This window comes from Leisingera aquaemixtae (assembly GCF_001458395.1).
Classification (GTDB): Bacteria; Pseudomonadota; Alphaproteobacteria; order Rhodobacterales; family Rhodobacteraceae; genus Leisingera; species Leisingera aquaemixtae.
Genome location: NZ_CYSR01000040.1, coordinates 102305 through 128815, shown reverse-complemented (window position 1 = coordinate 128815; position 26511 = coordinate 102305). Strand labels below are relative to the sequence as shown.

General features: G+C 66.0%; 27 protein-coding genes. 13 read left to right on the top strand and 14 right to left on the bottom strand.

What is annotated here, in order from left to right:
* Nucleotides 1-18: 18 nt before the first annotated feature.
* Nucleotides 19-777, bottom strand: coding sequence for a hypothetical protein (locus PHA8399_RS20740; protein WP_058287989.1), 759 nt, complete (start codon nucleotides 775-777; stop codon nucleotides 19-21).
* A gap of 242 nt (nucleotides 778-1019) precedes the next feature.
* Here PHA8399_RS20740 and PHA8399_RS20735 point away from each other — a divergent pair, with 242 nt between their 5' ends.
* The 3 genes from PHA8399_RS20735 (at nucleotide 1020) to tpiA (ending at nucleotide 2751) form a co-directional block, all read left to right on the top strand.
* Complete coding sequence (locus PHA8399_RS20735) at nucleotides 1020-1382, top strand: SUF system Fe-S cluster assembly protein (RefSeq protein ID WP_058287988.1); 363 nt, start codon at nucleotides 1020-1022, stop codon at nucleotides 1380-1382.
* Between the two features lie 124 nt (nucleotides 1383-1506).
* Nucleotides 1507-1866: a HesB/IscA family protein gene (locus PHA8399_RS20730; RefSeq protein WP_058287987.1), complete on the top strand. Its 360-nt coding sequence runs from the start codon at nucleotides 1507-1509 to the stop codon at nucleotides 1864-1866.
* A gap of 141 nt (nucleotides 1867-2007) precedes the next feature.
* Nucleotides 2008-2751 carry a triose-phosphate isomerase gene (gene tpiA / locus PHA8399_RS20725; RefSeq protein ID WP_058287986.1) on the top strand — a complete coding sequence of 248 codons (744 nt, stop codon included), beginning with the start codon at nucleotides 2008-2010 and terminating at the stop codon, nucleotides 2749-2751.
* Nucleotides 2752-3026: 275 nt separating this feature from the next.
* On the opposite strand, the gene PHA8399_RS20720 is transcribed toward tpiA, so the two are convergent.
* The 5 genes from PHA8399_RS20720 to PHA8399_RS20700 form a co-directional block, all read right to left on the bottom strand.
* On the bottom strand, nucleotides 3027-4403 hold the full coding sequence (locus PHA8399_RS20720) for a TRAP transporter large permease (protein WP_058287985.1): 1377 nt from the start codon (nucleotides 4401-4403) through the stop codon (nucleotides 3027-3029).
* A complete protein-coding gene (locus PHA8399_RS20715) occupies nucleotides 4403-5080 on the bottom strand; it encodes a TRAP transporter small permease (protein WP_058287984.1) in 678 nt (225 codons plus the stop codon). The genes PHA8399_RS20720 and PHA8399_RS20715 overlap by 1 nt, the downstream gene beginning before the upstream one ends.
* A gap of 102 nt (nucleotides 5081-5182) precedes the next feature.
* On the bottom strand, nucleotides 5183-6184 hold the full coding sequence (locus PHA8399_RS20710) for a DctP family TRAP transporter solute-binding subunit (RefSeq protein WP_058287983.1): 1002 nt from the start codon (nucleotides 6182-6184) through the stop codon (nucleotides 5183-5185).
* Nucleotides 6185-6818: 634 nt separating this feature from the next.
* Nucleotides 6819-8048, bottom strand: a complete 1230-nt coding sequence (locus PHA8399_RS20705; protein ID WP_058287982.1) for a sigma-54-dependent transcriptional regulator — start codon at nucleotides 8046-8048, stop codon at nucleotides 6819-6821.
* A complete protein-coding gene (locus tag PHA8399_RS20700; RefSeq protein ID WP_058287981.1) occupies nucleotides 8045-9805 on the bottom strand; it encodes a sensor histidine kinase in 1761 nt (586 codons plus the stop codon). Before PHA8399_RS20700 ends, PHA8399_RS20705 begins: the two co-directional genes overlap by 4 nt.
* A gap of 59 nt (nucleotides 9806-9864) precedes the next feature.
* Between PHA8399_RS20700 and PHA8399_RS20695 the strand changes: the two genes are divergently transcribed.
* Entirely contained in the window at nucleotides 9865-11049 is a 1185-nt protein-coding gene (locus PHA8399_RS20695; RefSeq protein ID WP_058287980.1) for a cytochrome P450, read from the top strand.
* Nucleotides 11050-11221: 172 nt separating this feature from the next.
* Here the strand turns inward: PHA8399_RS20695 and PHA8399_RS20690 are convergent, their stop codons facing one another.
* A complete protein-coding gene (locus tag PHA8399_RS20690; protein WP_058288163.1) occupies nucleotides 11222-12130 on the bottom strand; it encodes a LysR substrate-binding domain-containing protein in 909 nt (302 codons plus the stop codon).
* A 104-nt stretch (nucleotides 12131-12234) separates the two neighbouring features.
* Between PHA8399_RS20690 and PHA8399_RS22485 the strand changes: the two genes are divergently transcribed.
* The gene (locus tag PHA8399_RS22485; protein ID WP_145977102.1) at nucleotides 12235-12516 is read left to right on the top strand and encodes a hypothetical protein; all 282 of its coding nucleotides are present in this window, start codon (nucleotides 12235-12237) and stop codon (nucleotides 12514-12516) included.
* 60 nt (nucleotides 12517-12576) lie between these two features.
* Here the strand turns inward: PHA8399_RS22485 and PHA8399_RS20685 are convergent, their stop codons facing one another.
* Nucleotides 12577-13044 (bottom strand): Lrp/AsnC family transcriptional regulator, encoded by a 468-nt coding sequence (locus PHA8399_RS20685; protein WP_008553370.1) that lies wholly within the window; start codon nucleotides 13042-13044, stop codon nucleotides 12577-12579.
* 210 nt (nucleotides 13045-13254) lie between these two features.
* Between PHA8399_RS20685 and cobA the strand changes: the two genes are divergently transcribed.
* From cobA to PHA8399_RS20650, 7 genes are all read left to right on the top strand, one after another.
* Complete coding sequence (gene cobA / locus PHA8399_RS20680) at nucleotides 13255-14010, top strand: uroporphyrinogen-III C-methyltransferase (protein ID WP_058287979.1); 756 nt, start codon at nucleotides 13255-13257, stop codon at nucleotides 14008-14010.
* Nucleotides 14010-14318, top strand: coding sequence for a DUF2849 domain-containing protein (locus tag PHA8399_RS20675; RefSeq protein ID WP_058287978.1), 309 nt, complete (start codon nucleotides 14010-14012; stop codon nucleotides 14316-14318). The genes cobA and PHA8399_RS20675 overlap by 1 nt, the downstream gene beginning before the upstream one ends.
* Complete coding sequence (locus tag PHA8399_RS20670; RefSeq protein ID WP_058287977.1) at nucleotides 14311-15975, top strand: nitrite/sulfite reductase; 1665 nt, start codon at nucleotides 14311-14313, stop codon at nucleotides 15973-15975. The genes PHA8399_RS20675 and PHA8399_RS20670 overlap by 8 nt, the downstream gene beginning before the upstream one ends.
* Before the next feature lie 4 nt (nucleotides 15976-15979).
* Nucleotides 15980-16753 carry a phosphoadenylyl-sulfate reductase gene (locus tag PHA8399_RS20665; RefSeq protein ID WP_058287976.1) on the top strand — a complete coding sequence of 258 codons (774 nt, stop codon included), beginning with the start codon at nucleotides 15980-15982 and terminating at the stop codon, nucleotides 16751-16753.
* A 5-nt stretch (nucleotides 16754-16758) separates the two neighbouring features.
* Nucleotides 16759-17154, top strand: a complete 396-nt coding sequence (locus PHA8399_RS20660) for a DUF934 domain-containing protein (RefSeq protein WP_058287975.1) — start codon at nucleotides 16759-16761, stop codon at nucleotides 17152-17154.
* A gap of 142 nt (nucleotides 17155-17296) precedes the next feature.
* Nucleotides 17297-18163: a ferredoxin--NADP reductase gene (locus PHA8399_RS20655; protein WP_058287974.1), complete on the top strand. Its 867-nt coding sequence runs from the start codon at nucleotides 17297-17299 to the stop codon at nucleotides 18161-18163.
* 174 nt (nucleotides 18164-18337) lie between these two features.
* Complete coding sequence (locus PHA8399_RS20650; RefSeq protein ID WP_244270273.1) at nucleotides 18338-18802, top strand: hypothetical protein; 465 nt, start codon at nucleotides 18338-18340, stop codon at nucleotides 18800-18802.
* Between the two features lie 122 nt (nucleotides 18803-18924).
* On the opposite strand, the gene PHA8399_RS20645 is transcribed toward PHA8399_RS20650, so the two are convergent.
* On the bottom strand, nucleotides 18925-19476 hold the full coding sequence (locus PHA8399_RS20645) for a hypothetical protein (RefSeq protein ID WP_058287972.1): 552 nt from the start codon (nucleotides 19474-19476) through the stop codon (nucleotides 18925-18927).
* 350 nt (nucleotides 19477-19826) lie between these two features.
* On the opposite strand from PHA8399_RS20645, the gene infC reads away from it, so the two are divergent.
* A complete protein-coding gene (infC, locus tag PHA8399_RS20640) occupies nucleotides 19827-20384 on the top strand; it encodes a translation initiation factor IF-3 (RefSeq protein ID WP_333867459.1) in 558 nt (185 codons plus the stop codon).
* Nucleotides 20385-20522: 138 nt separating this feature from the next.
* Here the strand turns inward: infC and PHA8399_RS20635 are convergent, their stop codons facing one another.
* The 5 genes from PHA8399_RS20635 to PHA8399_RS20615 all read right to left on the bottom strand — a co-directional run bounded on the left by PHA8399_RS20635 (nucleotide 20523) and on the right by PHA8399_RS20615 (nucleotide 26500).
* The gene (locus PHA8399_RS20635; RefSeq protein WP_058287970.1) at nucleotides 20523-21311 is read right to left on the bottom strand and encodes an FAD binding domain-containing protein; all 789 of its coding nucleotides are present in this window, start codon (nucleotides 21309-21311) and stop codon (nucleotides 20523-20525) included.
* 86 nt (nucleotides 21312-21397) lie between these two features.
* Nucleotides 21398-23761, bottom strand: a complete 2364-nt coding sequence (locus tag PHA8399_RS20630; protein ID WP_058287969.1) for a xanthine dehydrogenase family protein molybdopterin-binding subunit — start codon at nucleotides 23759-23761, stop codon at nucleotides 21398-21400.
* 99 nt (nucleotides 23762-23860) lie between these two features.
* Complete coding sequence (locus PHA8399_RS20625) at nucleotides 23861-24346, bottom strand: (2Fe-2S)-binding protein (RefSeq protein ID WP_058287968.1); 486 nt, start codon at nucleotides 24344-24346, stop codon at nucleotides 23861-23863.
* 163 nt (nucleotides 24347-24509) lie between these two features.
* Complete coding sequence (locus PHA8399_RS20620) at nucleotides 24510-25523, bottom strand: molybdopterin-binding protein (protein WP_058287967.1); 1014 nt, start codon at nucleotides 25521-25523, stop codon at nucleotides 24510-24512.
* Nucleotides 25520-26500 (bottom strand): XdhC family protein, encoded by a 981-nt coding sequence (locus tag PHA8399_RS20615; RefSeq protein ID WP_058287966.1) that lies wholly within the window; start codon nucleotides 26498-26500, stop codon nucleotides 25520-25522. The genes PHA8399_RS20620 and PHA8399_RS20615 overlap by 4 nt, the downstream gene beginning before the upstream one ends.
* Nucleotides 26501-26511 lie beyond the last annotated feature (11 nt).

The following is a 26511-nucleotide window of genomic DNA, read 5'->3' as shown; positions in this document are numbered from 1 at the left end:
CCGCGCTGCCGCCCGCCCTCAGAACTTGAACCCGATGCCCGCCAGCAGGCCATGGGTCACCGCATCATGGCGGAAGAAACTGCCGGTGCCGCGGGTGCCCTCCTGGTAATCCACCCCCAGCCCGCGGTACATCACATAGATCGAGGCGCGCTCCCAGCGGTCATAGACCAGCCCGCCCATCGCCGACCAGCTCTGGTCCGACCCGGCGCCGAAGCCGCCGATGTCGCCCTCCAGCAGGATGCTGAACTCCGGCGACACGCGGCGCTGCCAGCGCAGCCCGGCAATCGGGTCGGTCCATTCCGCCCCCTGCCGCACGGTGCCGCCGGGCAAGCCGGCAATCACATCCACATCCCAGTGGCGCACGCCCCCGAACAGCTGGAAACTGTCCCGGCCGCGCCCGAAACTGTAGGTCACCACCGCTTCCGCCACATTCTGATCATAGGTCACCGGCAGCGCCCCGGCAGGGCTGCTGCCGGTGGCATCGGCATCCAGCAGCGCATACCGCAGCCGGAACCCGAACCGGCTGCTGTGGACGCCCTCGAACTGCAGCATTCCGCCCGCCTGCAGCTGATCGAACACGTCGCTTGCCTCAAATGACACATCCCCGGCAGCCCGGCCCAGCTCTGTCGTGCTCTCCACCGAAGGCGCCAGCACAAACGGCGTCAGCTGCCAGCGCCAGCCGCTCAGATCCTGGGCCGCGGCGGCGGTCCCCAGGAGCGCGGCAAGCGCCGGCCCAGCAATCGCGGCAGCCCGTGCGGGCACACTCGGCTCAGGCATGGCTCTCCCTCCCCCGTTGCTGCCAGGCACCACGGTCCGGCCGGCATGCGGCATCCGGCCGCTGCATCCAGGCAGCTTTCAATTTCATTATGGGGAAGCAACGATTTAGCGCGCAGACCCGCCAAATCAAACCCGCCCGCACAGCCCGGCGGCAGATCATTCCGCCAGCGGCACCCAGCGCCTCTGGACGCCGGGCCGCATATTTCCTATATAAACCGTCGGATAATCAGACCGGGACCATCATGACAAACCCTTCAGAACCGCTCGAAGGCGCACCGCTGATCGCGCCCTCCTCCGTCAGCCACCCGCTGTACGAGGCCGTGGCCGAGGCCTGCCGCACCGTCTATGACCCGGAAATCCCGGTGAACATCTACGAACTGGGGCTGATCTACACGATCAGCATCAACGACGAGAACGACGTCAAGATCATCATGACCCTGACCGCGCCGGGCTGCCCGGTGGCGGGCGAGATGCCGGGCTGGATCGTCGATGCGGTGTCGCCGGTGCCCGGCGTCAAAAGCGTTGACGTGCAGCTCACCTGGGAGCCGCCCTGGGGCATGGAGATGATGTCCGACGAGGCCCGCCTCGAACTGGGCTTCATGTAAGCCTTCGGGGCGCGCCCGCCCCCCGGGCGGCGCCGCTGATGCGCCGGTCCGATGCCCGCGCGCCCTTGAGACCGCGGCACGGCGCTCCTAGATACTAAGCAACGCGCGACTTTTGGAGACCCGGATGTTTGGAATTCCCGGCAAGCAAGCTGTGACAATGACGCCCAAGGCAGCGGCGCAGATCGCCAGGCTGATGCAGAAGGACGGCCATGCCGGCCTGCGCATCGGCGTCAAGAAAGGCGGCTGTGCGGGCATGGAATACACCATGGAATACGTCGATGAACCCGCCCCGAATGACGAGGTGGTGGAACAGGACGGCGCCCGCATCCTGATCGCGCCGATGGCGCAGATGTTCCTGTTCGGCACCGAAATCGACTATGAGGTGTCGCTTCTGGAAAGCGGTTTCAAGTTCAACAACCCCAACGTGGCCGAGGCCTGCGGCTGCGGCGAGTCGATCTCTTTTAAGGAACAGCCCGGCAGCTGAGCCAATGCTGCCAGGACGAAACCGGCGGGCGGGGTCTTCCCCGCCCTTTTTGCATCGCCCTGCCCCGCCCAAGCGAATTGCGCCGCCCGGCTGCCGGTGCTACCAGTCACGCCCAGACAGGACATTCGGAGGCACTCCCCCATGCGGCGTAAACTGGCAGCAGGCAACTGGAAAATGAACGGCACCGGCGCGGCCCTGGCCGAGCTCGCAGCGCTCGCGGAAAGCCACCCCGCGCCGGCCGCAGACATCCTGATCTGCCCGCCCGCAACCCTCTTGTCGCGCGCCGCAGAGGCAGCCCGGGGCATCGCCATCGGCGGCCAGGACTGCCACGCAAGGGCCTCCGGCGCCCATACCGGCGATCTGTCCGCTGCCATGCTCAAGGACGCAGGCGCCTCCGCCGTGATCCTCGGCCATTCCGAACGCCGCGCCGACCACGGCGAGACTGACGCCCAGGTCTGCGCCAAGGCGGAGGCCGCGATGGCCGAAGGCCTCACCGCGGTGATCTGCATCGGCGAAACCCTGGCCGAACGCGAAGCCGGCAACACGCTGAAAGTGGCCGGCACCCAGCTCGCAGGCTCCGTCCCGGAGTCGGCCACCGGCGCCAATACCGTGATCGCCTATGAACCGGTATGGGCCATCGGCACCGGCAAGGTGCCGACGCTGGAACAGATCGCCGAGGTCCACGATTTCCTGCGCGCCGAGCTCACCGCCCGCTTCGGCACTGGGACCGCAGACAGCATCCGCCTGCTCTACGGCGGTTCGGTCAAGCCCTCCAACGCCGCGGAGATCTTTGCCGTCTCCAACGTCGACGGCGCACTTGTGGGCGGCGCCAGCCTCAAGGCCGCAGATTTCTCCCCGATCATAACCGCGCTGGAAGCCAGCTGACCGGCGCGCAGCAGCGCGGGCGTTGGATTTGAGTATTTTTGGAAAGATGAAATCTGCCTGGGCTTCATCTTTCCCCTAAATACTCCGGGGTGAATTGGCCAAGGGCCAAGAGGGGCAGCGCCCCTCTTCCAATTCAATCCTGCGGGGCAGCGCCCCTCTTCCAATTCAATCCCGCGGGACAGCGCCCCTCTTCCAACTCAAACCTGCGGGGCAGCGCCCCTCCCCTGAAACGAAAAACGCCCCGGTTTCCCGGGGCGTTTCTTTTTGCCTTAAGGCTACTTCGTTATGATCTCCGGCCCCATCACCGCATTTGGCAGCACTGTCGACAGCCAGGGCACATAGGTGATCAGGATCAGGAAGACGAACAGCACCGCCAGGAACGGCAGCGCCGCGCGCACCACCCCCATCATCGGCATGCCCGCCACGCCCGAGGTCACAAACAGGTTCAGGCCGACCGGCGGGGTGATCATGCCGATCTCCATGTTCACCACCATGATGATACCCAGATGGATCGGGTCGATGCCCAGTTCGATGGCAATCGGGAACACCAGGGGCGCTACGATGACCAGCAGGCCCGAGGGTTCCATGAACTGGCCGCCGATCAGCAGGATCACGTTGACGACGATCAGGAACATCACCGGGCCAAAGCCCGCCGACAGCATCGCATTGGCGATATGCTGCGGCACCTGCTCATCGGTCAGCACATGCTTCAGGATCAGCGCGTTGGCGATCACGAACAGCAGCGTGACGGTCAGTTTGCCCGCCTCGAACAGCGTGTGCTTGGTGTCGCTGTGGAAGAACGCCGTGACCAGCGCATAAGGCTTCTTGATCAGCGGCGTCTTCGGTGCGCCTTCGCCGTTCGACAGCGGCCCCATGTCCTTGTAGACAAAGCTCGCGATCAGGAAGGCGTACACTGCCGCAACCGCCGCCGCCTCGGTCGGGGTGAAGATGCCGCCATAGATGCCGCCCAGGATGATCACGATCAGGAACAGCCCCCAGCCGGCTTCGCGGCCCGAGGTGATGATCTCGCCCCAGCCCCTCCACTCGCCCTTGGGCAGGTTCTTGACCTTGGCCATCACGTAGATGGTGACCATCAGGAACAGGCCCGCCAGCAGGCCCGGGATGACCCCGGCCAGGAACATCCGGCCCACCGAAACCTCAACCGCCGCCGCATAGACCACCATCACGATCGACGGCGGGATCAGGATGCCCAGGGTGCCTGCGTTACAGATCACACCGGCCGCAAACTCCTTGGTGTATCCCACCTGCCGCATGCCCGCGATCACGATGGAACCAATCGCAACAACGGTGGCCGGCGACGACCCGGACAGCGCCGCAAACAGCATACAGGCGAACACACCCGCAATCGCCAGACCGCCCGGCAGATGGCCCACGCAAGCGATGGAGAAGCGGATGATCCGCCGCGCCACGCCGCCCGTGGTCATGAAGCTGGAGGCCAGGATAAAGAACGGGATCGCCAGCAGGGTGAAATGCCCCTCAAAGGCTTCAAACAGCGTGCCCGCGACCGACGCCAGCGAGCTGTCGGAATAGATCAGCAGAAAGATGGTGGAGCTGAGGCCCAGGGACACCGCAATCGGCACCCCGATCAGCAATAGGCCGATCACCATCGCAAAGAGGATTACCACTTCCATCAGTCATGCTCCCCGCGCTGCGCCTGCACTTCTGCAATTTCGTCTTCGACCTCATGGCTGGCGACCAGCCGGTCCGCCTCGCCGCGGGCAATCTGGAACGCTGCCTGGGTAAAACGGAACACCAGAAGCAGCATCGACACCGGCAGCACCACGTAAGGAACAACCTTCGGCAGCTTCTCGTAGGAGTCGCCGTAATTGATCAGGTCTTCCAGGAACTTGAAGATCCCCACCATCGGCACGTCCTGAACCTCATAGAAGCTCTGGCTGCGCGCCTTCATGTCAAACCCGGTCGGGAACCAGCGGCCCGAGGTGGGCGGCAGGTCGGCAAACACTGCCCAGTAGTCATAGGCGCCCTTCAGCAGAAGCAGCGAAAACACCAGGCAGCAGGCAACGGCAAACAGCCCCACCGCCTTGCGCGCGCCAGGCGCCAGCATGTTGACGATGGCGTCCACCCCCAGATGCGCATGGGTCTTGACCGCATAAGACGCGCCCAGAAGCACCAGCCAGGCAAACAGGAACACGGTCAGCTCCAGCGCCCACAGAATGTTGGAATTGAATACAAACCGCGCGATCACATTGGCGAATGTAATCGCCGTCATCAGCCCCAGGAGGAGCGCGATCAGGGTTTCTTCGAGTGAGTTGATAAGCCCGCTCGGGCCGGTTCTGGACCCCACCATGGCTGCCTCCCAAGTTTTGCGGAAAGTAAGGGTGCAGGCGGCGGATCCCCGCGCCGCCCGCGGATACGGGGCGCCCGCGCGGGCACCCCGGAAAGGCGCTGATTACAGGCCTGCGTTGATGGCTTGCGCGGCGTCGATCTTTTCCTGGCCGACGTCGCCTGCGAATTTCTCCCAGACCGGCTTCATCGCTTCGACCCAGGCCGCGCGCTGCTCAGGTGTCAGTTCGCGCACCACGCCGCCGGCGTCGATGATCGACTGCTTGGCCTCGGCGTTCACCTTGGTGGATTCGGCGTTCCGCACTGCGGTCACTTCGTTCAGGATGGTCAGGAACTGGTCGCGCACCTCCGGCTCCAGGCTGTCCAGCCAGTCGACCGAAGTCACCACCAGGTAATCCAGCGCACCGTGGTTGGTCTCGGTCACGCCGTCCTGCACCTCAAAGAACTTCTTGCCGTAGATGTTGGACCAGGTGTTTTCCTGCCCGTCCACAACCCCCTGCTGCAGCGCGCCGTACACTTCGGAGAACGCCATTTTCTGCGGGCTGCCGCCGATCGCTTCCATCTGCGCCACCAGCACGTCAGAGGACTGCACGCGGAACTTCAGCCCGTTGGCATCCGACGGCTCGACCAGCGGCTTGTTGGCCGACATCTGCTTCATGCCGTTGTGCCAGTAGGCCAGCCCCTGCAGGCCGCGGCGCTGCATCGAGTCCAGCATCTCCTGGCCGGTTTCAGACGCCTGGAACGTGTCCACCGCTTCGATGTTCTTGAACATGAACGGCAGGTCGAACAGGCGGAACTGCTTGGTGAACTTCTCGAACTTCGACAAGGACGGCGCGGCCAGCTGCACGTCGCCCTGCAGCATCGCTTCCAGCACCTTATTGTCGTTGTACAGCGTGGAGTTCGGATAGACCTCCATGCACATGGTGCCGTTCATTTCCTCGTTCACGCGCTTTTCCAGCAGCGACGCGGCAATCCCCTTGGGGTGCTTGTCAGTGTTGGTCACATGGCTGAACTTCACCACGATTTCGCCGTCGTCACAGGCGGCGCTTGCGGCGCCTGCGGAAACGGCCAGTGCCAGTGCGGTTGCAGCAGTGGTCAGGAATTTCATGTCTTTCCTCCCAGAAAAATCATCAGAAAACTCTATGTTGCCCTCAGCGCATGGCTGAAGCCCGCTCAGAGCATCCCAAGTTGCGGAAAGCCGCTCAAGTTTTGATTCGGGAATCACCCGCCGCCCGAAATTTTCCCAATTTGACAGTCAGTTACGATGACCCCTGGAGGCAGCTTGACGAAGCGGATCAAAAGCTGTGCGAAATCCCGCACAAGGTGCTTCTGCCTTTGTGCGGAAAACCGCACAAATGTTAGCGCCCGACAGAACTGCAGGGGATTCGCCGTCTGCTGTCCACCGCGAGGTCTGCGCCTGCCTGGGCGGGCGCTAGGGCGTTGCACACCAACCGCACGCCCCGCTTTCCCGGCCTTAACCTGGTCCTGCGATACTGCCTCCCGTCGCGACACTGGTGCGGACTGACACCCCGCACCGCCAGGAGATCACAGGGCCCCCAAGACCACCTCTTCATCGGGTGCAGGGGCGTCCCGCACCGAAGGCTTCAGCGGACATGGGGGCTTGCGCCCCCCGTCCTCCCTCCGCCTATGGCCCCTTGGGGCTTTCCGGCGGCGCCGCCTCCTTCAGTATCCCGGCATCACCGCCGGACCTGACGACCCGCCCCCGTCCGGCACCTGCGCCCTCAGCGGCGGTAATCCTCGGGCCGGATGCCATAGCGGGCCAGTTTGTCATAAAACGTTTTGCGCGGCAGCTTCAGGGCTTCCGCGGCCGCAGCCGCGCGCCCGTTGGCCCGCCCCAGCGCCGCAATCAGCAGCGACCGCTCCACCTGCGCCATCTGCTCCGCCAGCCCCAGCCCGGCGGCAGCGGCAGCCTCCTCCGGCATTCCCAGCACAAACCGCATCGCCGCCGACATAAGGGAGCGCGCGTTGCCCGGCCAGTCCTGCGCCATCAGCGCCGCCAGATGGTCCTGGCTGATCTCCGGCGGCTCGATCCCCGCCTGCTCTGCCGCCTGCGCCACGTAATGCCGGAACAGCACGGGAATGTCGCCCGGGCGCTCCGCCAGCGAGGGGATGCGCACCCGCATCACGTCCAGCCGGTAGAACAGATCGGCGCTGAATTTCCCCGCCTGTGCCAGCTCCGCCAGACCGGCGCTGGAGCCTGCGATGATCCGCACCCCGCAGCCCTGCTCCAGCTGCGCCAGCAGCGCATACTGCGCCGCTTCCGGCAGCGCCTGCACCTCATCCAGGAACAGCGAGCCGCCCGCCGCCTCCTGGCACAGCCCGGCCACGGTCTCCGCCGCCAGACCGGCGGCGGGGCGTTTCACAAACGGGCCTTGCGCGGCAGGCGACATCAGGTGGATGACCTCCGCCACCTTGGAAATGCCGCTGCCCGGCGCGCCGGTCACCAGCACCTCTGCCCCCGTCGGCGCCACCGCCCGCACCCGCTGGCGCATCTCCTCCGCCTGCGGCGAGCTGCCGAACAGCAGCCTGGAGGCCGGATCGCCGGTTTCCAGCTGCCGCTTCAGCCGCCGGTTCTCCAGCACCAGCGCCCGGGTCTTCAGCGCGCGCTCCAGCACCGGCAGGAAGTCGGCGGCGGCGCAGGGCTTCTCCAGGAAGTCGAACGCCCCCTGCGACATCGCCTTCACCGCCATCGGAATGTCGCCCTCGCCGGTCAGCAGCACCACCGGCAGCTCGTCATCAATGCTGCGGGCATAGTCCAGCAGATGAAACCCGTCCCGCCCCGGCATCCGCAGATCCGAGACGATGACCCCCGCAAATTCGCGGGTGATATGGTCCTTGGCCGCCACAAAGGAACCCGCCGCGACCGCCTCCAGCTCATTCAGCTCCAAGGTCTGCGCCAGCGCCTCGCGCACCGCAGCATCGTCATCCACCAAAAGCACCTTGCGGATCATGCCGCATCATCCCTCTGCCCGGCCTCGCTCCACGGCTCCAGTTCCACCGTGAACACCGCGCCGCCGCCGGTGTTGGTGCCTCGGATGTTGCCGCCAAAGCTCTGCACCAGCCCATAGGAGATCGACAGCCCCAGCCCCATCCCCTCGGAGCTGCCCACCACCTTGGTGGAATAGAACGGCTCGAACACCTTTTCCGGCTCCTTGATGCCGGGGCCGCTGTCCTGCACCCGCACCTGCAGCCGCGGGCCGCTGTCGACAGAGATCGAGATCACCTTCTCCACCTGCCCCTGCATGGCGTCCGCGGCGTTGTTGATCAGGTTCACAAACACCTGCGTCAGCCGCACCTCGCCGCCCCAGGCATAGACCGGCACGGGATAGTCCGCAGCCTGCCAGCGCAGATCCACCTGCTCCGCCTTCAGCCGCGGCGCGGTCAGCTCTGCCGCGGCGCTGATCACCCGCACCAGATCGACCTGCCCCATCGGCTCGCTTTCATTGCGGGCAAAGGCGCGCAGGTTCTTGATGATCCGCGCCATCCGCGCCGCCATGTCCGAAATCCGCCCCAGGTTTTCCCCGGTGCGCGCCGCCTTGCCGCGCTCCAGAAAGGCGGCGCCGTTCTCGGCATACTGCTGGATCGCCATCAGGGGCTGGTTCAGCTCATGGCTGATCCCCGCCGACATCTGCCCCAGCGCCGACAGCTTGCCCGCCTGCACCAGCTCCTCCTGCGCGCGCTTCAGCGCCGCCTCGGCCTCCTCGCGCTCGCGCACCTCGCGGCGCAGCTGCAGGTTGGCCGCCGACAGCGCCCTTGTGCGCGCCTCGACCCGGCTTTCCAGCACCGCATTGGCTTCGGCCAGGGTGCGGCGGCGCTCCATCACGATGAACAGCATGGCGCCCAAGGCGAGGCACACCGCCGCCAGCGCCGCCGCCTGCAGCACCGCAAGCCGCCGCGCCGGGGCCACATCCACCAGGATCTCGCCCGTCATGCCGATGACCGGCAGATCCACCGACAGATGCAGCGCCTGCTGCGGCAGGTAGGCACTGCCCCTGAGCGACCAGATCTCATGCCCGGCATAACGGCGCCTGCCGGTCACCTCCGGCTGGCCCGCCTCCGCCTCCGCCGCCGCCCCGCCGCGCTGCCAGAACAACAGCTCGGACCGGTTGGCGATGAACACCTCGCCGGTTTGATCGGTAAAGAACACCGCCGGCAGCGAGCCGCGCCAGGTCTGCTCCACATCCGCCACATCGGCCACCACCACCAGCGCCCCGCGCACCCGCCCGTCCGGGGCAAAGGCCGGGGCGGCATAAAAATAGGCCCGCTGGCCATCCGGCTGAAGCACCCCGTGGCCGGTGCCCAAGGCCCCCTGCATCGCCCGGACGAAATAACCCTGCTGCGCCACGCTGGCGCCTGTCACCCCTTCGGCTGCCGCCAGCACCCGGCCGCCCGCAGCAGCAAAGAACACATCCAGCGCCGCAGTCTTGTCCGCCACCGACCGCAGCAGATCCGCCGCCCCGGCCTGCGCCCCAGGCGCGGCAAGATCCGCCAGCGCCGGATGCTCCGCGGTCAGCACCGCCAGTTCCTGATAGACCTGCAGCTGCGTGCTCACCCGGTCCGAGGCCAGCGCCAGATCGGCCGCACTGCGCTCGGCCAGACTGTCCAGCGCCTGCCGGTAGCCATAGGACCACGCCGCCAGCGCCAGCGCCGCCACGGCCAGAAGGAACCCGGCGGGCAGGCTCCAGCGAAGAAGGTTTTGTGTTTTCATGGCGGCACGTTATCAAAGCCCCCCTTGCATTGGCCAGATGCAGCGGCAACAACCGGTATATGAAGACTTTAACCCAATCCCCGACCGATCCCGCCTTTGTGCAGGATCCCTATCCTTTCTATGCTGCCGCCAGGGCTGAGGGCCAGATGCACCACTGGCAGGATTACGGCATGGCGGCCGCCTTCGGCCATTCCGCGGTGCACATGCTGCTGCGCGACCGCCGCTTCGGCCGCGAGGTGCCGCAAGAGCTGCGCACCGAAGGCCCCGCCCATCTCGCCCCCTTCCTGGCGGCGGAGGCGCATTCGATGCTCGATGCCGAGCCGCCCCGCCACACCCGGCTGCGCAAACTGGTGCTGCGCGCCTTCACCTCGCGTGAGATCGCGGCGCTGGCGCCGGGCATCCACGACCTGTGCCACCAGTTGACCGGTGCCTTCCCGGACCAGCCCTTCGACCTCCTGGACGCCTATTGCACCCAGGTGCCGGTGATCACCATCTGCCGCCTGCTGGGCGTGCCGGAGGAGATGGCGCCGCAGCTTCTGGACTGGTCGCACAGGATGGTCGCGATGTATCAGGCCGCGCGCACCGAGGCGACCGAACAGGCCGCGGCACAGGCCGCGCAGGAGTTCACGGATTTCCTGCGCGGCTACATTGACGACCGCCGCGACGATCCCCGCGACGACCTGATCACCCGGCTGATCGCGGCAGAAGAAGAAGGAGACAAGCTCTCCACCGATGAGCTGATCGGCACCTGCATCCTGCTGTTGAATGCCGGCCACGAGGCCACGGTGCATGCGCTTGGCAACGGCGTGAAGACGATGCTGCAGCAGGGCTGGCAGCCGGAATGGCTGGCACCGGAAGGAATCGAGGGGCTGGTGGAGGAAATCCTGCGTTTTGATCCGCCGCTGCACATGTTCACCCGCTACGCTTATGAAGAGGCGGAGGTGTTCGGCCACACCTTCCAGCGCGGCGAGCAGGTGGCGCTGCTTCTGGGCTCCGCCAACCGCGACCCGGCGGCGCTGGACGACCCCGGCCGCTTCGACCCAACCCGTCCGCCGAAGGTGAACAAAAGTTTCGGAGGCGGACTGCACTTCTGCGTCGGCGCGCCGCTGGCGCGGCTGGAAATGCAGATCGCCCTGCCAATCCTGTTCGAGCACTGCCCGGACCTGAAACTGGCGGCAGAGCCCGAATACAGCAACAGCTACCATTTCCACGGGCTCACGCAGCTGCTGGTCACCCGCTCTTAAGGACCGGGGCACTCCCGCCCGCGCCGCGGGGATCACAGATCCCCTTGCCCGGTTGGGCCCGGCGCCGCTGACGCGGCGCGCGCCCCATTTCACCTTTGGCTAAATACTCCGGGGGTGAGGCGCCCCAGCGCCGAGGGGGCAGCGCCCCCTTTCCACCCCCCGCGCCGGGATGTCATTCCGGCAGGGCAGAGAGCGCCGCCATGCAGGGACCGCTCAGCAGCCAGTCCCGGAAGGCGGCCACCTTGGGGTCATGCCATTTCTGCCGCTCGCCGATCAGCGCATAGGCGCCGTCCGGGGTGCCGCAGGTCATCTCAGGGAACGGCAGCACCAGATCGCCGCGGGCCAGTTCCTCCTGGCACAGAACCAGATCCGCCATCACCACGCCGGCCCCCATCACTGCGGCGCGGGTGGCCATGTCGAGGTTCGGAAACGCCTCGCCGCTTGCAGGGTCCACCTGCTCCACCCCGAAATGCTGCACCCAGGTTGGCCAGTCGAAGCGGCGCGGGCTCTCATGCAGCAGCCGCTGGCCGGCTAGCGCTTCGGGGCCGGCCTCCAGCGCCGGCAGCAGCGACGGGGCGCAGGCCGGAGCGAGGACCATTTCGAACAGCGGCAGCACCTCGATGTCCGGCGGCCGCCCCACGCGGTTCTCAACGGAAATGCCAAGATCGTATTCCGCCCCCCTGAACCCCTTGCTGCTGTAGAAGTCCGTGGTCAGCTGCAGCTTGATCTCCGGATGCGCGGCGCGGAACTGCTCCAGCTGCGGCAGCAGCCAGCGGATCGACAGCGTCGGCGGGCAGATCACCCGCAGCTCGGAGGCATCCGCCGCGATCCGCTCCACCTCGCGCTGCATCATCGCAAAGGCCCCGGTCAGCACCGGATAAAGCCGCTGCCCCGCCGCCGTCAGCTCCACACCGCGGGCGTTGCGGTGAAACAGCTGCACGCCGATGTGGTCCTCCAGGATCTTCACCTGGCGGCTGATGGCGCCGCGCGTCACGAAGAGTTCATCCGCGGCAGCGATGAAGCCCTCATGGCGGGCGGCGGCCTCGAAGGCGCGCAGGGCATTGAGGGGCGGCAGGCGCATCATTTCACCATGGGTCAGTTTTCCTGATCCATGGTGAAGTTTAACTGGTTTGCGCGCAAGCCCCTCGGACCCTAACTCTCAAAGGCCAGAACGGAGGAGTAGCCATGACTGCATTTTGTGATAACGCGGGTGCCCGGCCCCACGGGTCTTTTGCCCGCAGCGTGCTTGGCTGGATTGCAGGCCTGACGGGACTGAGAAAAGCTGAGCCTCATGCAGCGGCGTCTCAGGGCGTGGTACAGGTGCCGCGTCACGAGCTGCAGCGGTTGACGGAAACATCTCCGCATCTGCTGGCCGACATCGGCGTGATGCCGGAGGCTGCCACTGGTGAGGCATCGCCCTGGCGGCTGCAGGACGGGCGCCACCTGCTGCTGCGCCCGCCCCTGTGACAAATTCAACAGCAGGCAGGACACCGGTCCCGCCTGCTGTTGCAGAACCGCAGCCGCCCCTCAGGCGCCCAGCGGCAGCATGGTGGTGGACTTGATTTCCTCCATCGACAAAAGCGCCGTCACATTGTGCACCTTCACCTCGGAAATCAGCGCCTGATAGAACACGTCATAGGCGCGCGCGTTCTGCACCCGCACCTTCAGGATATAGTCGATGTCGCCCGCCAGCCGGTGCGCCTCCTGCACCTCGGGGCGGTCACGCAAGGCCTGCAGGAACTTGGCCTGCCATTCCGCCTCATGCTCCGAGGTGCGGATCAGGACAAAGAAACAGGCCTCGAACCCCAGCGCCTCCGGGTCCAGCAGCACCGTCTGCTGGCCGATCACCCCGGCCTCCTTCAGCTTGCGGATCCGATTCCAAACAGGGGTCTTGGAAGACCCCACCCGGCGGGCTATTTCGTCCAGCGACTGGCTGGCATCCCGTTGCAGTTCAGCCAGAATTTTCCGGTCCGTGCCGTCGATCCGCACCGTCATTCCTGTTTTCTCCTTATGTGAGGACCAAACGGCCCGATGTCCCGCCGCGGCAAAACCATTGTTCTTATTTCCGCGCCCATATAGCGCGATACCGGGAATATTTCCTATATCTACCCTTAAGTCAAACACACCGAAGAGGGTACAGGGATGTCCGCACCAACGACACATGCTGCCAATGCCGCCACTCACACCCGTGGCCGCATGGACTGTATGGCTGCGGGCCAGGTGACCTTTGCCGGGTCCGGCCCCGGCGATGCAGAGCTTTTGACCCTGAAAGCGCTGCGCGCCCTGCAAGCCGCCGACGTGATCCTGCACGACCGTCTGGTCAGCGATGACATCCTCGCTCTGGCCGGCCCGCAGGCGGTGCTGGAAGACGCCGGCAAGGAAGGCTTCGGCGCCCAGGTCTCCCAGGCCGAGATCAACGCCCGTCTGGTGGAACTGGCCCGCGAAGGCAAGAAGGTGCTGCGCCTCAAGGGCGGCGACCCGGCCATCTTTGCCCGCCTGGATGAGGAGCTGACCGCCTGCGAGGACGCGGGCATCGCTTACAGCATCATCCCCGGCATCACCGCGGCCTCCGCTGCCGCCGCCGCCATCGGCCAAAGCCTGACCCAGCGCGGCCGCAACACCGCGGTGCGGTTCCTGACCGGCCACGCGATGCGTGGCTTTGCCGATCACGACTGGGCCGCACTGGCGCGTCCGGGCGAGGTTGCCGCGGTCTATATGGGCAAGAAATCCGCGCGTTTCGTGCAGGGCCGCCTGATCATGCACGGTGCCGACCGCGCCACGCCGGTGACCATTGTCGAGAACGCCTCCCGCCCCGATCAGCGGGTGCTGCAAACCACTCTGGACCGCCTGCCCGCCGACCTCGACGCGGCCGGTTTCGGCGGCCCTGCCCTCACCTTCCTGGGATTAGCCCCGCGCCAGGCGGCGGCGGCCCTGAACGATCTCAAAACGGAGCTTGCATAATGGCCCGCGCCTTTACGCCCAAAGTCATCACCGCCAACGATCTGCTGGAAGGCGACGTGATCTATTTCACCGCCGAGGGCAGCTGGACCCGCAACATGGCCGAGGCCGAGCTGATCACCGATGAAGCCGAAGCCCAGCTGCGCCTGCTGGAAGCGGAAAAGCAGAACATCAAGATCGTCGGCGCCTATCTGGCCGACGCCAAGGCAGGCCCGAACGGCCCCGAGCCGACCCACTTCCGCGAGGAATTCCGCCGCACCGGCCCCTCCAACTACTTCCACGGCAAGCAGGAGGCTGAAGCCAATGTATAAGTACAATGAATTCGACGAAGCCTTCCTTGCCGAACGCAACGCCCAGTTCCGCGCCCAGGTCGAGCGCCGCATCGACGGCTCCCTCACCGAGGATGAGTTCAAGCCGCTGCGCCTGATGAACGGCGTCTACCTGCAGCTGCATGCCTACATGCTGCGGGTCGCGATCCCCTATGGCACCCTGAATTCCGGCCAGATGCGCACCCTGGCGCTCTTGGCCGAGAAGTGGGACAAGGGCTACGGCCATTTCACCACCCGCCAGAACATCCAGTACAACTGGCCCAAGCTGCGTGACATCCCGGACATGCTGGACGCGCTGGGAGAGGCTGGGCTGCACGCCATCCAGACCTCCGGCAACACCATCCGCAACACCACCGCCGACCATTTCGCCGGTGCCGCCGCGGATGAGCTGACCGATCCCCGCCCCTATGCCGAGCTGATCCGCCAGTGGTCGACCGACCACCCGGAATTCCAGTTCCTGGGCCGCAAGTTCAAGATCGCCATCACCGGCAGCGGCGCCGACCGCGCCGTGATCAAGGCGCATGACGTGGGCCTGCAGGTGGTGGAGCAGGACGGCAAGATTGGCTTCAAGGTCATCGTCGGCGGCGGCCTGGGCCGCACCCCGATGATCGGCCAGGTGCTGCGGGAATTCCTGCCGCAGGCGGATCTGCTGCCCTATCTGGAGGCGGTGCTGACCGTCTACAACGTGCTGGGCCGCCGCGACAACAAGTACAAGGCCCGCATCAAGATCACCGTTTCCGAGAACGGCATCGACACCTACCGCGCGATGACCGAGGAAGCTTTCCTCGCGATCCGCGGCCAGTACGATGGCACCGACCAGGAACTGCTGGAAGAGATCAAGACGCATTTCCAGGCGCCGGAGTTCCGCTCCGCCCCGACCGATGTGTTCGACGCGGCCTATGCAAGCGACCCGGTGTTCCGCGCCTGGGCCGACACCAATCTGCACGCGCACCGCGCCGAGGGCCACGCAATCGCCACCATCTCGATCAAGGCGCATGGGCAAACCCCGGGCGACGCAACGGCGGAGCAGATGCGGGTAATGGCCGATCTGGCCGAGCAATACGCCTATGACGAGCTGCGCATCAGCCACCAGCAGAACGTGATCCTGCCGCATGTCCGCAAGAACGACCTGCCGGCAATCCATGCTACGCTGAAGGCGCATGGCCTGGCCACCGCCAACATCGGCCTGATCTCGGACATCATCGCCTGCCCGGGCATGGATTACTGCGCGCTGGCCACCGCCCGCTCGATCCCGGTCGCGCAGGAAATCGCAACACGCTTTGACGAACTGAAGATGGAGCACGACATCGGCCATCTGCAGATCAAGATCTCGGGCTGCATCAACGCCTGCGGCCATCACCACGTGGGCCACATCGGCATTCTGGGCCTGGACCGCGCAGGGGTGGAGAACTACCAGATCACCCTGGGCGGCGACGCCACCGAGACGGCGGCCATCGGCACCCGCACCGGCCCCGGCTTTGCCTATGACGAGATCGTGCCCGCGGTTGAACGCATCGTCGATGTCTACATGGCCCGGCGTGACAGCGCCGAGGAAACCTTCCTCGAAACCTACCGCCGGATCGGCATGGAGCCGTTCAAGGCCGCGCTCTATCCCGAGGCTCAGAAAAAGGTCGCCTGATCCGATGTTCCATTCAGCCGGAAACACGCCCGCCGGAGGGGAAATCCCCCTTCGGGACCGGGAGCTGGCCGCCAAGGCGGAAGCGCTCAATGCGCGCTACCGCCACCACTCGGCCACCTCGGTGATGGAGGGCGCATTGCGGGACGCGGGCCACATCGCCCTGGTCTCCTCTTTCGGCGCGGAATCCGTGGTGCTTTTGCACATGGCCGCGATCATCGACCCGATGACGCCGATTGTGTTCGTGGACACCGAACTGCTGTTCACCGAGACGCTGATCTATCAGCAGGAAGTGAGCGAGCGGCTGGGCCTGCGCAATGTGCGCATCATCCGCGCCGATGACATCGCCGAGAAGGACCCCTACGGGGCGCTGCGGTTCAGCGACAAGGACGCCTGCTGCACCCTGCGCAAGACCATCCCGCTGCAAAAGGCGCTGGACGGATATGAAGGCTGGATCACGGGGCGCAAGCGGTTCCAGTCCGGCTCCCGCGCTGCTCTGGACTTCTTTGAAGTCGAGGACGGCCCAGAAGGCTCAACTGGGCGGCTCAAGATCAACCCGCTGGCCCATTGGGCGCCCGAGGACGTGCGCACCTATATGGATGAAAACCGCCTGCCCCGCCATCCGCTGGTGGCCAAGGGTTATCCCTCGATCGGCTGCGCGCCCTGCACCAGCCCGGTCAAGGAAGGCGAAGACCCCCGTGCCGGGCGCTGGCGCGGCGAAAACAAAGAAGAATGCGGCATCCATGTGGTGGATGGCAAATTCGTACGCACAGGAGCGTGAGTGAGATGACTGTTATCGTGACCGACACCGGCTTTGCTGCTGATGACTGGACCGGCGGCTTTGACGGCTCAAACGTGCTGGAGCTGGCCTCGGACGCCAATCTGAACGACGTGCCGCTGGACGGCGTCGAGCTGGTGCGGGTTGAGTTCCCCAGCTTTGCCGACGGCCGCGGCTTCACCCTGGCCCGCCAGCTGCGGCTCAGGGGGTATGAGGGCCGCCTGCGCGCCTTCGGCCATGTGATCGCCGACCAGTACGCAATGGCCCGCCGCTCCGGCTTTGACGAGGTGGAGCTGTCCGATGAACTGGCCGCCCGCCAGCCCGAGGACCAGTGGCTGGCCCGCGCCAACTGGCAGGACCACAGCTATCAGGCCCGCCTGCGCGGCAGCACCGCCGCCCGCTGAGCCAGCCCCCGAACCCGGGAAACGCCCCTCGAACCGGTTCCGTTGCGTCACGCGCGGGGCCGGTTTTCCAAAACGGGGGCTTTTCCTGACCTGTATCAAAGATTAATCAGAGGTGCCGGCTACTCCTCCGGCAGTGGAACCGATGAATGAGATGACACCCGTGACCGACACTGCAACCGACCCGAAACCGGCCAAAGCGGTGCCGGCCCTGCCCGACGCCCAGACCGTCACCCAAGTGAAGCACTGGACCGACCGGCTGTTTTCCTTCCGCTGCACCCGGCCCGCGTCCTTGCGCTTCCGCTCCGGCGAGTTCGTGATGATCGGCCTGATGGGCGATCCGGACCCCAAGACCGGCAAGCAGAAACCGCTGCTGCGCGCCTATTCCATCGCCTCCCCCAGCTGGGACGAGGAAATGGAGTTCTACTCCATCAAGGTGCAGGACGGCCCGCTGACCTCCAAGCTGCAGCACATCAAGGAAGGCGACGAGATCATCCTGCGCCCCAAGCCCGTCGGCACCCTGGTGCATGACGCGCTGGTGCCCGGCAAGCGGATCTGGTTCTTTGCCACCGGCACCGGCTTTGCGCCCTTTGCCTCGCTGCTGCGCGAGCCGGAAACCTATGAGAAATTCGACGAGGTGATCATCACCCACACCTGCCGCGAGGCGGGCGAGCTGACCTATGGCCGCGAACTGATCGAAAGCCTGAAGGACGACGAGCTCCTGAATGAGGTGATCGGCGAAGGCTTCTGGAAGAAGATCAAATATTACCCGACCACCACCCGCGAAGAGAGCCCCAAGATGGGCCGCATCACCGACCTGATGCGTTCCGGCGAGGCGTTTGCCGATCTCGGCGTGCCGCCGCTGAACCCGGAAAGCGACCGCGCGATGATCTGCGGCAACCTGGCCTTCAACCTGGAGCTCAAGGACCTGTTCGAGAACACCTACGGGCTGGAGGAAGGCGCCAATTCCAGGCCCGCGCATTTCGTGGTGGAAAAGGCGTTCCTGGACTGATCCGGCGCCGGAGGGCCGCCGCTGGCAGCCCCATTTTTGACACTGTTTTGACGGGAGGCCGCCGCCTCCCGTTTATCATTTGTTGGGGATGATTCTGTATTCCGGGAGCAAGTATCCAGAACGGAGAAGCTCGAAATGCAGAATGAAATGGCCTCCGGGCAGGCGCCCGTCTTCATGTCCGTCAGAACAGAGGCAGGCAAGGCCCGCGTCAAGGCTGCGGTGGCAGGCTTTCAGGCCCGCACCGACCAGGTGCAGCCCTCGATCCCCGAAAAGATTGCCGGCATTAAGGCGGGCTATGACCCGCGCGCCATCGCGCCGCAGGACATCGACCAGATGTTCGACGCGCTGGTGCAGGCCGGGCAGCCGGTGACCGGGCCGATGCTTCTGCTGAACTCGATGGGCGCGAAGTTCCGCAGCCATCTGGCCGGTATCACCGGCAGCGCCTATGACGGGTCCAAACCGCTGGACCTGGTCGGCGTGGCGCAGCTGCAGATCCAGCGCGCCCGCAAACAGGGCAGCAACGCCGCCGGCTGGGAAACCTTCCTGGCCTTCCTGGCGCCGCAGCCCCCGGCAAGCGGCCACAGCGCGCTGGATCAGATCGCCCGCGTGGCCCAGCAGGCCCAGGCCCGCCCGCACTGAAAAAGCTGCCTTTTTTCGGGCCGCCTTGACCGGGCCGCACTGAACAGCGTCTTGAACCGGCGGCCGGTCCAGCCCGGCCGCGCGGCGTTATGTCACCGGCCGCGAAGCGGCGTCAGCAGCGCTTAATTGCTGCCGGCGGTGCCTTCGGTTTCCACGGCGGCATCGCCCTCAACCGATCCGGTTGCGCTGTTCAGATCCTCAGTGGCGGCATCTGCCGCGGCATCCTGCGCCGCATCCGCTGCGCCTGCAGCGCTGTCCGCTGCGGCATCCGCAGCCTGGCCTGCCTGATCCACGGCCTGATCCGCCGCATCCGCGGCCTCACCGGCCAAATCGGCCACGCCGCCGTCATGACCGGCAGAGTCCTGAACCGCGTCAACGGCATCGCCGGCTGCCCCGGCAGCGGCATCCACCGCCTGGTTCAGCGTGTCCTGCACGGCATCAACCGCCGCGCCGGCAGCTTCGGCACCGGTTTCAATCGCCTCCTCCACGGCCGCCGCCGCGTCTTCGGCAGCCTGTTCAGCCGGGGCGGTGCTCTCTTCGGCGGATTCCGGAACGGTGCTGCTCTGCTCTTCCTGCACCTGCGGCACGGTCTCCTCCGGCTCCGGACCGGTCAGCAGCATAAAGGCAGCCACCGCTGCAATGGCCACGGCAATCACGATCAACAGTTTTTTCATAATGGGCTCCTTCCATGATCCGGCCCTGCTGGCCGGTCTCTCGCCTTCTGCTTTGCCAAATGGGACCGCAAGCGGCTCCGCTCAAGGGGAAAGTTCCCGGACGCGGCCTCACGGGCGGGCCCGCGCCGCCGTCGGCAGCCCACCGGCGGAACCCCGCCGCAACCCTGCCTTATCAGGACGTTGCCGCTCGCGCCCCGGCCGCCGCAACAGGCCGCAAAAGCGCCCGTTTCAAGGGCTGTCCGCGATATGCGGCCTTGAAAAACAGCTTTCCTGCCGCCATACCGCCCATAAGTCTTGAATCACACGCGCGGGGGCAGTAGCGTTCCCGCACTTTTTGCAATGACAGAAGGATAGCAGTCATAGCCCGCAGACCTCATAACGCGCCGCCGCAACGTGATACCGGCCCGCGCGTCAACGAAAAAATCCGCGCCCCCGAAATCCGCCTGATTGGCGCCGATGGTGAAAACGCCGGTGTCGTGCATCCGGCCAAGGCCATGGAAATGGCTGCCGAAGCCGGACTGGATCTGGTTGAAATCTCGCCCAATGCCAACCCGCCCGTGTGCAAGATCATGGACTTTGGCAAGTTCAAGTACGAACAGCAAAAACGCGAGAGCGAAGCCCGTAAGAAGCAGAAGATCATCGAGGTCAAAGAGGTCAAGTTCCGTCCCAACACGGACACTCATGACTATGACGTGAAGATGCGCAACGTCTTCAAGTTCCTGGAAAACGGCGACAAGGTGAAAGTCACCCTGCGCTTCCGCGGCCGCGAGATGGCGCACCAGAACCTCGGCCGCGAGCTGCTGGAACGGGTGGCCGAAGACACCAAGGAAATCGGCAAGGTCGAAAACATGCCGAAGATGGAAGGCCGCCAGATGATCATGATGATCGGCCCGCTGGCCAAGAAGTAAGCCGCACCGCAGGTGCACGGCACAGCCCCGCAGGCCCGTCCTGCGGGGCTTTTCTTATGCCTTGGATGGGTGCCCGGCCCCAAACGCAAACAGGCACCGGACCCCGGTGCCTGCTGCCTCTCCGCGGTTCAGCCGGTCTCAGGCCGCCGCCGCCACCGCCCACCTGGTCACCACTGCCGCCAGATGGGCGCGGTATTCCTTGGTGCCGTGCAAATCGCCGATCATGCCGCCGGCATCCAGGCTGAGGCCGTCGAGCGCGTCAGGCGCGAAACTGGCATCCAGCGCCGCCTCGGCCTCGCGCCAGCGGAACACGCCCTCCTCTGACGCGCCGGTAACGGCCACCCGCACGCCGGCGGCGTATTTCGCAACAAACACGCCGACCAGCGCAAAGCGGGAGGCGGGCTGCTCGAACTTCTGGTAATTGGCCTTCTGCGGCACCGGAAAGCGCACCGCGGTGATGATCTCGCCCTCTTCCAGCGCGGTTTCGAACAGGCCGCGGAAGTAGTCATCGGCGGTGATCTCGCGCCGGCTGGTGACGATGGTGGCACCGCTGCCCAGCGCCGCCGCCGGATAACAGGCGGCCGGGTCATTGTTGGCCAGCGAGCCGCCGATGGTGCCGCGGTTGCGGACCGCCGGATCGCCGATATGGCTGGCCAGATCCGCCAGCGCCGGGTAGGGGCCCGCCGCGGCTTCGGCCGCCTCGGCATGGGTGACCGCGCCGCCGATGGTCAGCATGCCGGCGTTGTCGCTCAGCTCCTTCAGCTGCGCAATGCCGGTGAGGGAGACCAGTTTCGACGGCATCGCCAGCCGCTGCTTCAGCGTCGGGATCAGCGTCTGCCCGCCGCCGAGCGCCTGCGCGTCCTCATCCGCCAGCGCGGCCACGGCCTCAGCGACGGTCGAGGGTTTCTCGAATTCGAATTCATACATCGCGTATCCTTTCCGAAAACCGGCTGACCGGCTTTCATCTTTCCGAAAATACTCCGGGGGTATGGGGGCAGCGCCCCCATGAGCCCTTACCCGTTCATCGCCGCCCAGACCCGCGCGGGCGACAGCGGCATGTCGATATGGGTGACACTCTTGCCGCCCGACTGCAGCGCGTCGATCACCGCGTTGACCACCGCCGGGGGCGAGCCGATGGCGCCTGCCTCGCCGCAGCCCTTCACCCCCAAGGGGTTGTGGGTGCAGGGGGTCTGGCAGGTATGATCCACCTGGTAGAACGGCACGTCATCCGCGCGCGGCATGGCGTAATCCATGAAGGAGGCCGACAACAGCTGGCCGTCTTCGTCATAGGCCGCGTTTTCCAAGAGCGCCTGGCCGATGCCCTGCCCCAGCCCGCCATGGACCTGGCCGTCGACGATCATCGGGTTGATGATATTGCCGAAATCATCGGCAGCCGCGAAGCGCTCGATGGTGACCTTGCCGGTGTCGGGATCCACTTCCACCTCGCAGGCATAGGCGCCGGACGGATAGGTGAAGTTGGCGGGATCATAGAACGCGGTCTCCTCCAGCCCCGGCTCCAGCTCCTCCAGCGGGTAGTTGTGGGGCACGTAAGCCGTCAGGGTGACATCGCCCCAGGCCACCGATTTGTCGGTGCCTGCAACGGTGAACTGGCCGTCCTTCAATTCGATATCGGCGTCAGACGCCTCCATCAGATGGGCTGCGATCTTCTTGGCCTTACTGATGATCTTCTCGGTCGCCCGCACCATGGCGGAGCCGCAGACGGCGATGGAGCGCGACCCGTAGGTGCCCATGCCGAAGGGCACCCGCCCGGTGTCGCCATGCACGATATCGACCATGCTTTCATCAATGCCGATCATATCCGCGACCACCTGCGGGAAGGAGGTTTCATGCCCCTGCCCGTGCGAATGCGCGCCGACAAAGACGCTGATGGTTCCGGTGGCATTCACCCGCACGGTGGCGGCGTCATAAAGGCCCGCCCGCGCGCCCAGCATGCCGACGATGTTGGAGGGCGCGATGCCGCAGGCCTCGATATAGCAGTTGACGCCGAAGCCGCGCAGCTTGCCGTTCTTCTCGCTTTCCGCACGGCGGGCGGCAAAGCCGGCGATGTCCGCGACTTCCTCCAGCTTGTCCATGGTCGCCACATAGTCGCCGGTGTCATAGGTCAGCGCCACCGGGGTTTCATAGGGAAACTCGGTGATGAAGTTCTGGCGGCGCAGCGCAATCGGGTCGGCGCCCAGTTCGCGCGCAGCCTTGTCAATCACCCGCTCCAGTTGGAAGGTCGCCTCGGGCCTGCCCGCACCGCGGTAGGCATCGACCGGCACCGTATTGGTGAACACGGTCTTCACGTTCACCTGCACGATCGGCGTCTTGTAGTTCCCCGCCATCAGGGTGCCGTGCAGGTAGCTGGGCACCGAGGTGGAGAAAGTCGACAGATACGCGCCCATGTTGGCCATCGTGTTGGTGCGCAGCGCGGTGAAGTTGTTGTCCGCGTCCAGCGCCAGCTCGATCTTGGTCACATGGTCGCGGCCATGGGCGTCGGAGATGAAGGCCTCGGCCCGGGTGGAGGTCCATTTCACCGCCCGCCCGCAGGCCTTGGCGGCGAAGGTGCAGAAGGCTTCCTCGGCATAGTGGAATATCTTGGAGCCGAAGCCGCCACCCACATCGGGCGCGATCACCCGAACCTTGTGTTCTGGCAGGCCCAGCACAAAGGCGCACATCAGGAGGCGGATCACATGCGGGTTCTGGCTGGTGGTGTGGAGCGTGTATTCGTCCGTGCCACGTGTGTATTCACCGATCGCCACGCGCGGCTCCATCGGGTTGGCGACCAGCCGGTTGTTGACCAGTTCCAGCGTCGTCACATGCGCCGCAGAGTCAAAGGCCGCCTGCACCGCATCGTCATCGGGATTGCCGAACACCCAGTCATAACAGAGGTTTGAGGTCAGGTCCTCATGCACCTTGGCGGCATCCTCTGCCAGTGCGGCGGCCATATTGACCACCGCGGGCTTGTCGCTCAGGTCCAGTTCGATGGCTTCCGCCGCATCGCGGGCCTGCTCCAGCGTGTCGGCGACCACGGCAGCGACGATCTCGCCCACGTGGCGGATGGTGCCGTCGGCGATGATCGGGTGTCGCGGCTCCTGCTGCGGGTTGCCGTGGCGATCGGTGACGCCCCAGCCGCAGGGGATGCCGCCCACCTCGGCGAAATCTGCGCCGGTGAAGACCTTCACCACGCCGGGCATCGTCTCAGCCGCGGATGTATCGATGGAGTTGATGGTCGCATGGGCCACATCCGCGCGCAGGAAATGCACATAGGCCTGGCCGTTCACATTGATGTCGTCGGTGTAGTTTCCGGCTCCTGTCAGGAACCGCACGTCCTCGCGCCGCTTGGGGCTGGCGCCGATGCCTTGGTCCTTGGGCATGTCTGGTCTTTCCTCCCTGGAGGGTGCTGCCACTGGCGCACCTCTTTGTCACTTACTCCTTGGTCAGCTCAGGCCGCGGTCCGGCCTGGGGTCGTCTGCTCATTCCGCCGCGATGGAGGACACATCCTGCCCGGAGGCCGCCATGATCGCCTTGACGATATTGTGGTAGCCGGTGCAGCGGCAGAGGTTGCCTTCGAGGTAGTCGCGGATTTCCTGTTCGCTGGGTTTGGGGTTGTCCTTCAGCAGCGCCGCCGCCGACATCACCATGCCCGGCGTGCAGAAGCCGCATTGCAGCCCGTGATGGTCCTGGAACGCCTGCTGGATGGTGTTGAGCGAGCCGTCGGCGTTGGCCTGGCCTTCGATGGTGGCGACCTCGGCCCCCTCGGCCTCCAGCGCCAGCATGGTGCAGGCCTTCACCGCCTTGCCGTCCACATGCACAACGCAGGCGCCGCACTGGCTGGTGTCGCAGCCAACATGGGTGCCGGTCAGCCCCAGCTGCTCGCGCAGGAATGAGGACAGCAGCGTGCGCCCTTCGACCTCGCCGCTGGCATCCTTGCCGTTCACGGTCATGGAGACCTTGGCCATAGTACCCTCCCTTTAGCTTGTTTTTGTCTGGCTGACGGGAGTTAAGCACGGGCCGCGCCGTCCGCGAAGTGTTTTAACGGGGGGGCAAGGGGTAAAATTCGCGTCAGAAGGGCTTACCCAAGGTTGTGACCCTGCGTCACAAATCCCGCGCTGCGCTGCGGCGTCAGCCTTCTGCATCGCGGCGCGGCATCGGGCGGGTGGGGATTTCCTTCAACAGCCCGCCGACGCCCATGGCGGCGATATCGGCAGAGCGGACAGGCAGGCCGCAGATCACCCGCTCCAGCACCCAGTCGGCACCGTTGAGGGCCGGAGAACGGGCGCAGCCCGGCAGGCCGATCACCGGCTTGTCCCGGCAGGTGCCCAGAAACAGCAGGTTGCCGGGATCGACCGGCATTCCGAAGCGGGTCATGGTGCCGCCTGCGAGGCGCAGCGCTTCGGGAGCAACGTCGTGAATGTCAGAGGTGGCGGAGCCGGTGAGGATCAGCACCAGCTGCCCCGGTGCCCGGGTAATCACCTCGGCCAGCGCGTCCTCCCGGTGCGGCACCACCACCCGCGCCGACAGGCTGAGGCCCATCCGGTGCAGCCGGCCTGCCATCGCGGCGCGGCCCTTGTCAGGCAAATTGTCCGGCGGGGTGTCCTCGCCCACCGTGGTTTCGATCAGCGTGGCGGAGGACAGGACCGGCGGCAGCACCCGGATGGCGTCCCCTGCCCCGCTGCTGGCGCGGCGGATGGCATCGGCACGCACGCCGTAGGAGATGATCTTGATGGTGGCCAGCATGCCCCCGGCATCGGCCCGGTGATAGTCCGGCACGGTGGCAACGGTGATCATCGGGTCCACCGCATTGACGGCTTCAAGCTTGCCGCGGTCCAGCCGCACCAGGCCCGCGCCCGTGGCATAGAGGTTCACCCGCCCGGTGCCCGCGCCGGAGATCCGGATGCCCTGCGCGGACGGGTCCGGCACCAGCGCCTTTGCCAGTGTCTCTGCCGCCGCGTCCTCATGCATGTCGGCGGGGTCGAGCCGCGCGACGGTCAGTGTCTCGTGGCCTGCGGCGGCAAGGTCCTTGATGTCTTCAGCCGTCAGCACCGTGCCCTTGGCCACCTTGCCGCTGGAGCCCTGCAGCGAGTGCGCGAGGATGGCGCCCTCGGCGTCCTTCAGGGGAACCGGGCCGAACCTCATGGCTGTTTGCCGCGCAGGACGGCGGTCATTTCGGCAAGGATGGAGACGGCGATTTCCGCCGGACCCGCCGCGCCGATGTCGAGGCCAATGGGGCCGTGGATGCGGGCGATTTGGGCTTCGGTGAAGCCTGCCTCCTGCAGCCGGGCGATGCGGGCAGCGTGGGTTTTCTTGCTGCCCAGCGCGCCGATGTAGAACACATCCGCTACCAGGGCCGCCTGCAGCGCCGGGTCGTCCAGTTTCGGGTCGTGGGTCAGCAGCACCAGCGCGGTGCGGCTGTCGAGGCCCAGCTTCTGGACCGCCTCGTCCGGCCAGTCATCCATCAGGGCCTCGCCGGGGAAGCGCTCCGCTGAGGCGAAGGCTGCGCGGGGGTCGATGATCACCGGGTCATAGCCCGCAATCCGCGCCATCGGCACCAGGGCTTGGGCGATATGGACCGCGCCCACCACCACCAGCCGCAGCGGCGGGTTGTGGACAGCCACGAAGGTCTCGCCGTCTTCCTCCAGCCCGGACCGGTCCATGCGCATCCGGTCGGGGTATGCGCCGCGCACCAGACGGCGGGCGCCGGTGGTCAGGTTCACCTCATAGGCCACGGGCGTGCGGCTGGCGCGGGCCTGCACCAGGTCTTCCAGCAGGTCCGCAGGCAGCGCAGCACCGATGGGTTCCACCAGCACCTTGATGGTGCCGCCGCAGGCGAGGCCGACGGCAAAGGCATCCGCGTCGCTGACGCCGAATTCCAAAAGCCGGTGCTTGCCGTCCGCCAGCGCCTCCTGCGCCTCCACCACCACGGCGCCTTCGACGCAGCCGCCGGAGACGGAGCCTTCGATCCTGCCATCGCCCGACACCGCCAGCTGCGCCCCGGTGCGGCGCGGGGCGGAGCCCCAGGTCTGCACCACGGTCGCAAGGGCCGCGCCTGCGCCGGATGTGTGCCATTCCAGCGCGGTCTCCGGCGCGGTCTCAAACTGGGCGGTGTGCTGCATCTTGCGTCTCT

Coding starts and splice junctions, on each gene's coding strand:
- PHA8399_RS20650 (WP_244270273.1), top strand. CDS start 18,338: ATGTCCGTCAGAACAGAGGCAGGCAAGGCCCGCGTCAAGGCTGCGGTG.
- PHA8399_RS20625 (WP_058287968.1), bottom strand. CDS start 24,346: ATGGCCAAGGTCTCCATGACCGTGAACGGCAAGGATGCCAGCGGCGAG.
- PHA8399_RS20735 (WP_058287988.1), top strand. CDS start 1,020: ATGACAAACCCTTCAGAACCGCTCGAAGGCGCACCGCTGATCGCGCCC.
- PHA8399_RS20700 (WP_058287981.1), bottom strand. CDS start 9,805: ATGAAAACACAAAACCTTCTTCGCTGGAGCCTGCCCGCCGGGTTCCTT.
- PHA8399_RS20730 (WP_058287987.1), top strand. CDS start 1,507: ATGTTTGGAATTCCCGGCAAGCAAGCTGTGACAATGACGCCCAAGGCA.
- PHA8399_RS20645 (WP_058287972.1), bottom strand. CDS start 19,476: ATGAAAAAACTGTTGATCGTGATTGCCGTGGCCATTGCAGCGGTGGCT.
- PHA8399_RS20690 (WP_058288163.1), bottom strand. CDS start 12,130: ATGCGCCTGCCGCCCCTCAATGCCCTGCGCGCCTTCGAGGCCGCCGCC.
- PHA8399_RS20630 (WP_058287969.1), bottom strand. CDS start 23,761: ATGCCCAAGGACCAAGGCATCGGCGCCAGCCCCAAGCGGCGCGAGGAC.
- PHA8399_RS20635 (WP_058287970.1), bottom strand. CDS start 21,311: ATGTATGAATTCGAATTCGAGAAACCCTCGACCGTCGCTGAGGCCGTG.
- PHA8399_RS20655 (WP_058287974.1), top strand. CDS start 17,297: ATGAATGAGATGACACCCGTGACCGACACTGCAACCGACCCGAAACCG.
- cobA (WP_058287979.1), top strand. CDS start 13,255: ATGGCTGCGGGCCAGGTGACCTTTGCCGGGTCCGGCCCCGGCGATGCA.
- PHA8399_RS20620 (WP_058287967.1), bottom strand. CDS start 25,523: ATGAGGTTCGGCCCGGTTCCCCTGAAGGACGCCGAGGGCGCCATCCTC.
- PHA8399_RS20685 (WP_008553370.1), bottom strand. CDS start 13,044: ATGACGGTGCGGATCGACGGCACGGACCGGAAAATTCTGGCTGAACTG.
- PHA8399_RS20695 (WP_058287980.1), top strand. CDS start 9,865: ATGAAGACTTTAACCCAATCCCCGACCGATCCCGCCTTTGTGCAGGAT.
- PHA8399_RS20675 (WP_058287978.1), top strand. CDS start 14,010: ATGGCCCGCGCCTTTACGCCCAAAGTCATCACCGCCAACGATCTGCTG.
- PHA8399_RS20670 (WP_058287977.1), top strand. CDS start 14,311: ATGTATAAGTACAATGAATTCGACGAAGCCTTCCTTGCCGAACGCAAC.
- PHA8399_RS20615 (WP_058287966.1), bottom strand. CDS start 26,500: ATGCAGCACACCGCCCAGTTTGAGACCGCGCCGGAGACCGCGCTGGAA.
- PHA8399_RS20665 (WP_058287976.1), top strand. CDS start 15,980: ATGTTCCATTCAGCCGGAAACACGCCCGCCGGAGGGGAAATCCCCCTT.
- PHA8399_RS20660 (WP_058287975.1), top strand. CDS start 16,759: ATGACTGTTATCGTGACCGACACCGGCTTTGCTGCTGATGACTGGACC.
- tpiA (WP_058287986.1), top strand. CDS start 2,008: ATGCGGCGTAAACTGGCAGCAGGCAACTGGAAAATGAACGGCACCGGC.
- PHA8399_RS20715 (WP_058287984.1), bottom strand. CDS start 5,080: ATGGTGGGGTCCAGAACCGGCCCGAGCGGGCTTATCAACTCACTCGAA.
- PHA8399_RS22485 (WP_145977102.1), top strand. CDS start 12,235: ATGACTGCATTTTGTGATAACGCGGGTGCCCGGCCCCACGGGTCTTTT.
- PHA8399_RS20740 (WP_058287989.1), bottom strand. CDS start 777: ATGCCTGAGCCGAGTGTGCCCGCACGGGCTGCCGCGATTGCTGGGCCG.
- PHA8399_RS20720 (WP_058287985.1), bottom strand. CDS start 4,403: ATGGAAGTGGTAATCCTCTTTGCGATGGTGATCGGCCTATTGCTGATC.
- PHA8399_RS20710 (WP_058287983.1), bottom strand. CDS start 6,184: ATGAAATTCCTGACCACTGCTGCAACCGCACTGGCACTGGCCGTTTCC.
- PHA8399_RS20705 (WP_058287982.1), bottom strand. CDS start 8,048: ATGATCCGCAAGGTGCTTTTGGTGGATGACGATGCTGCGGTGCGCGAG.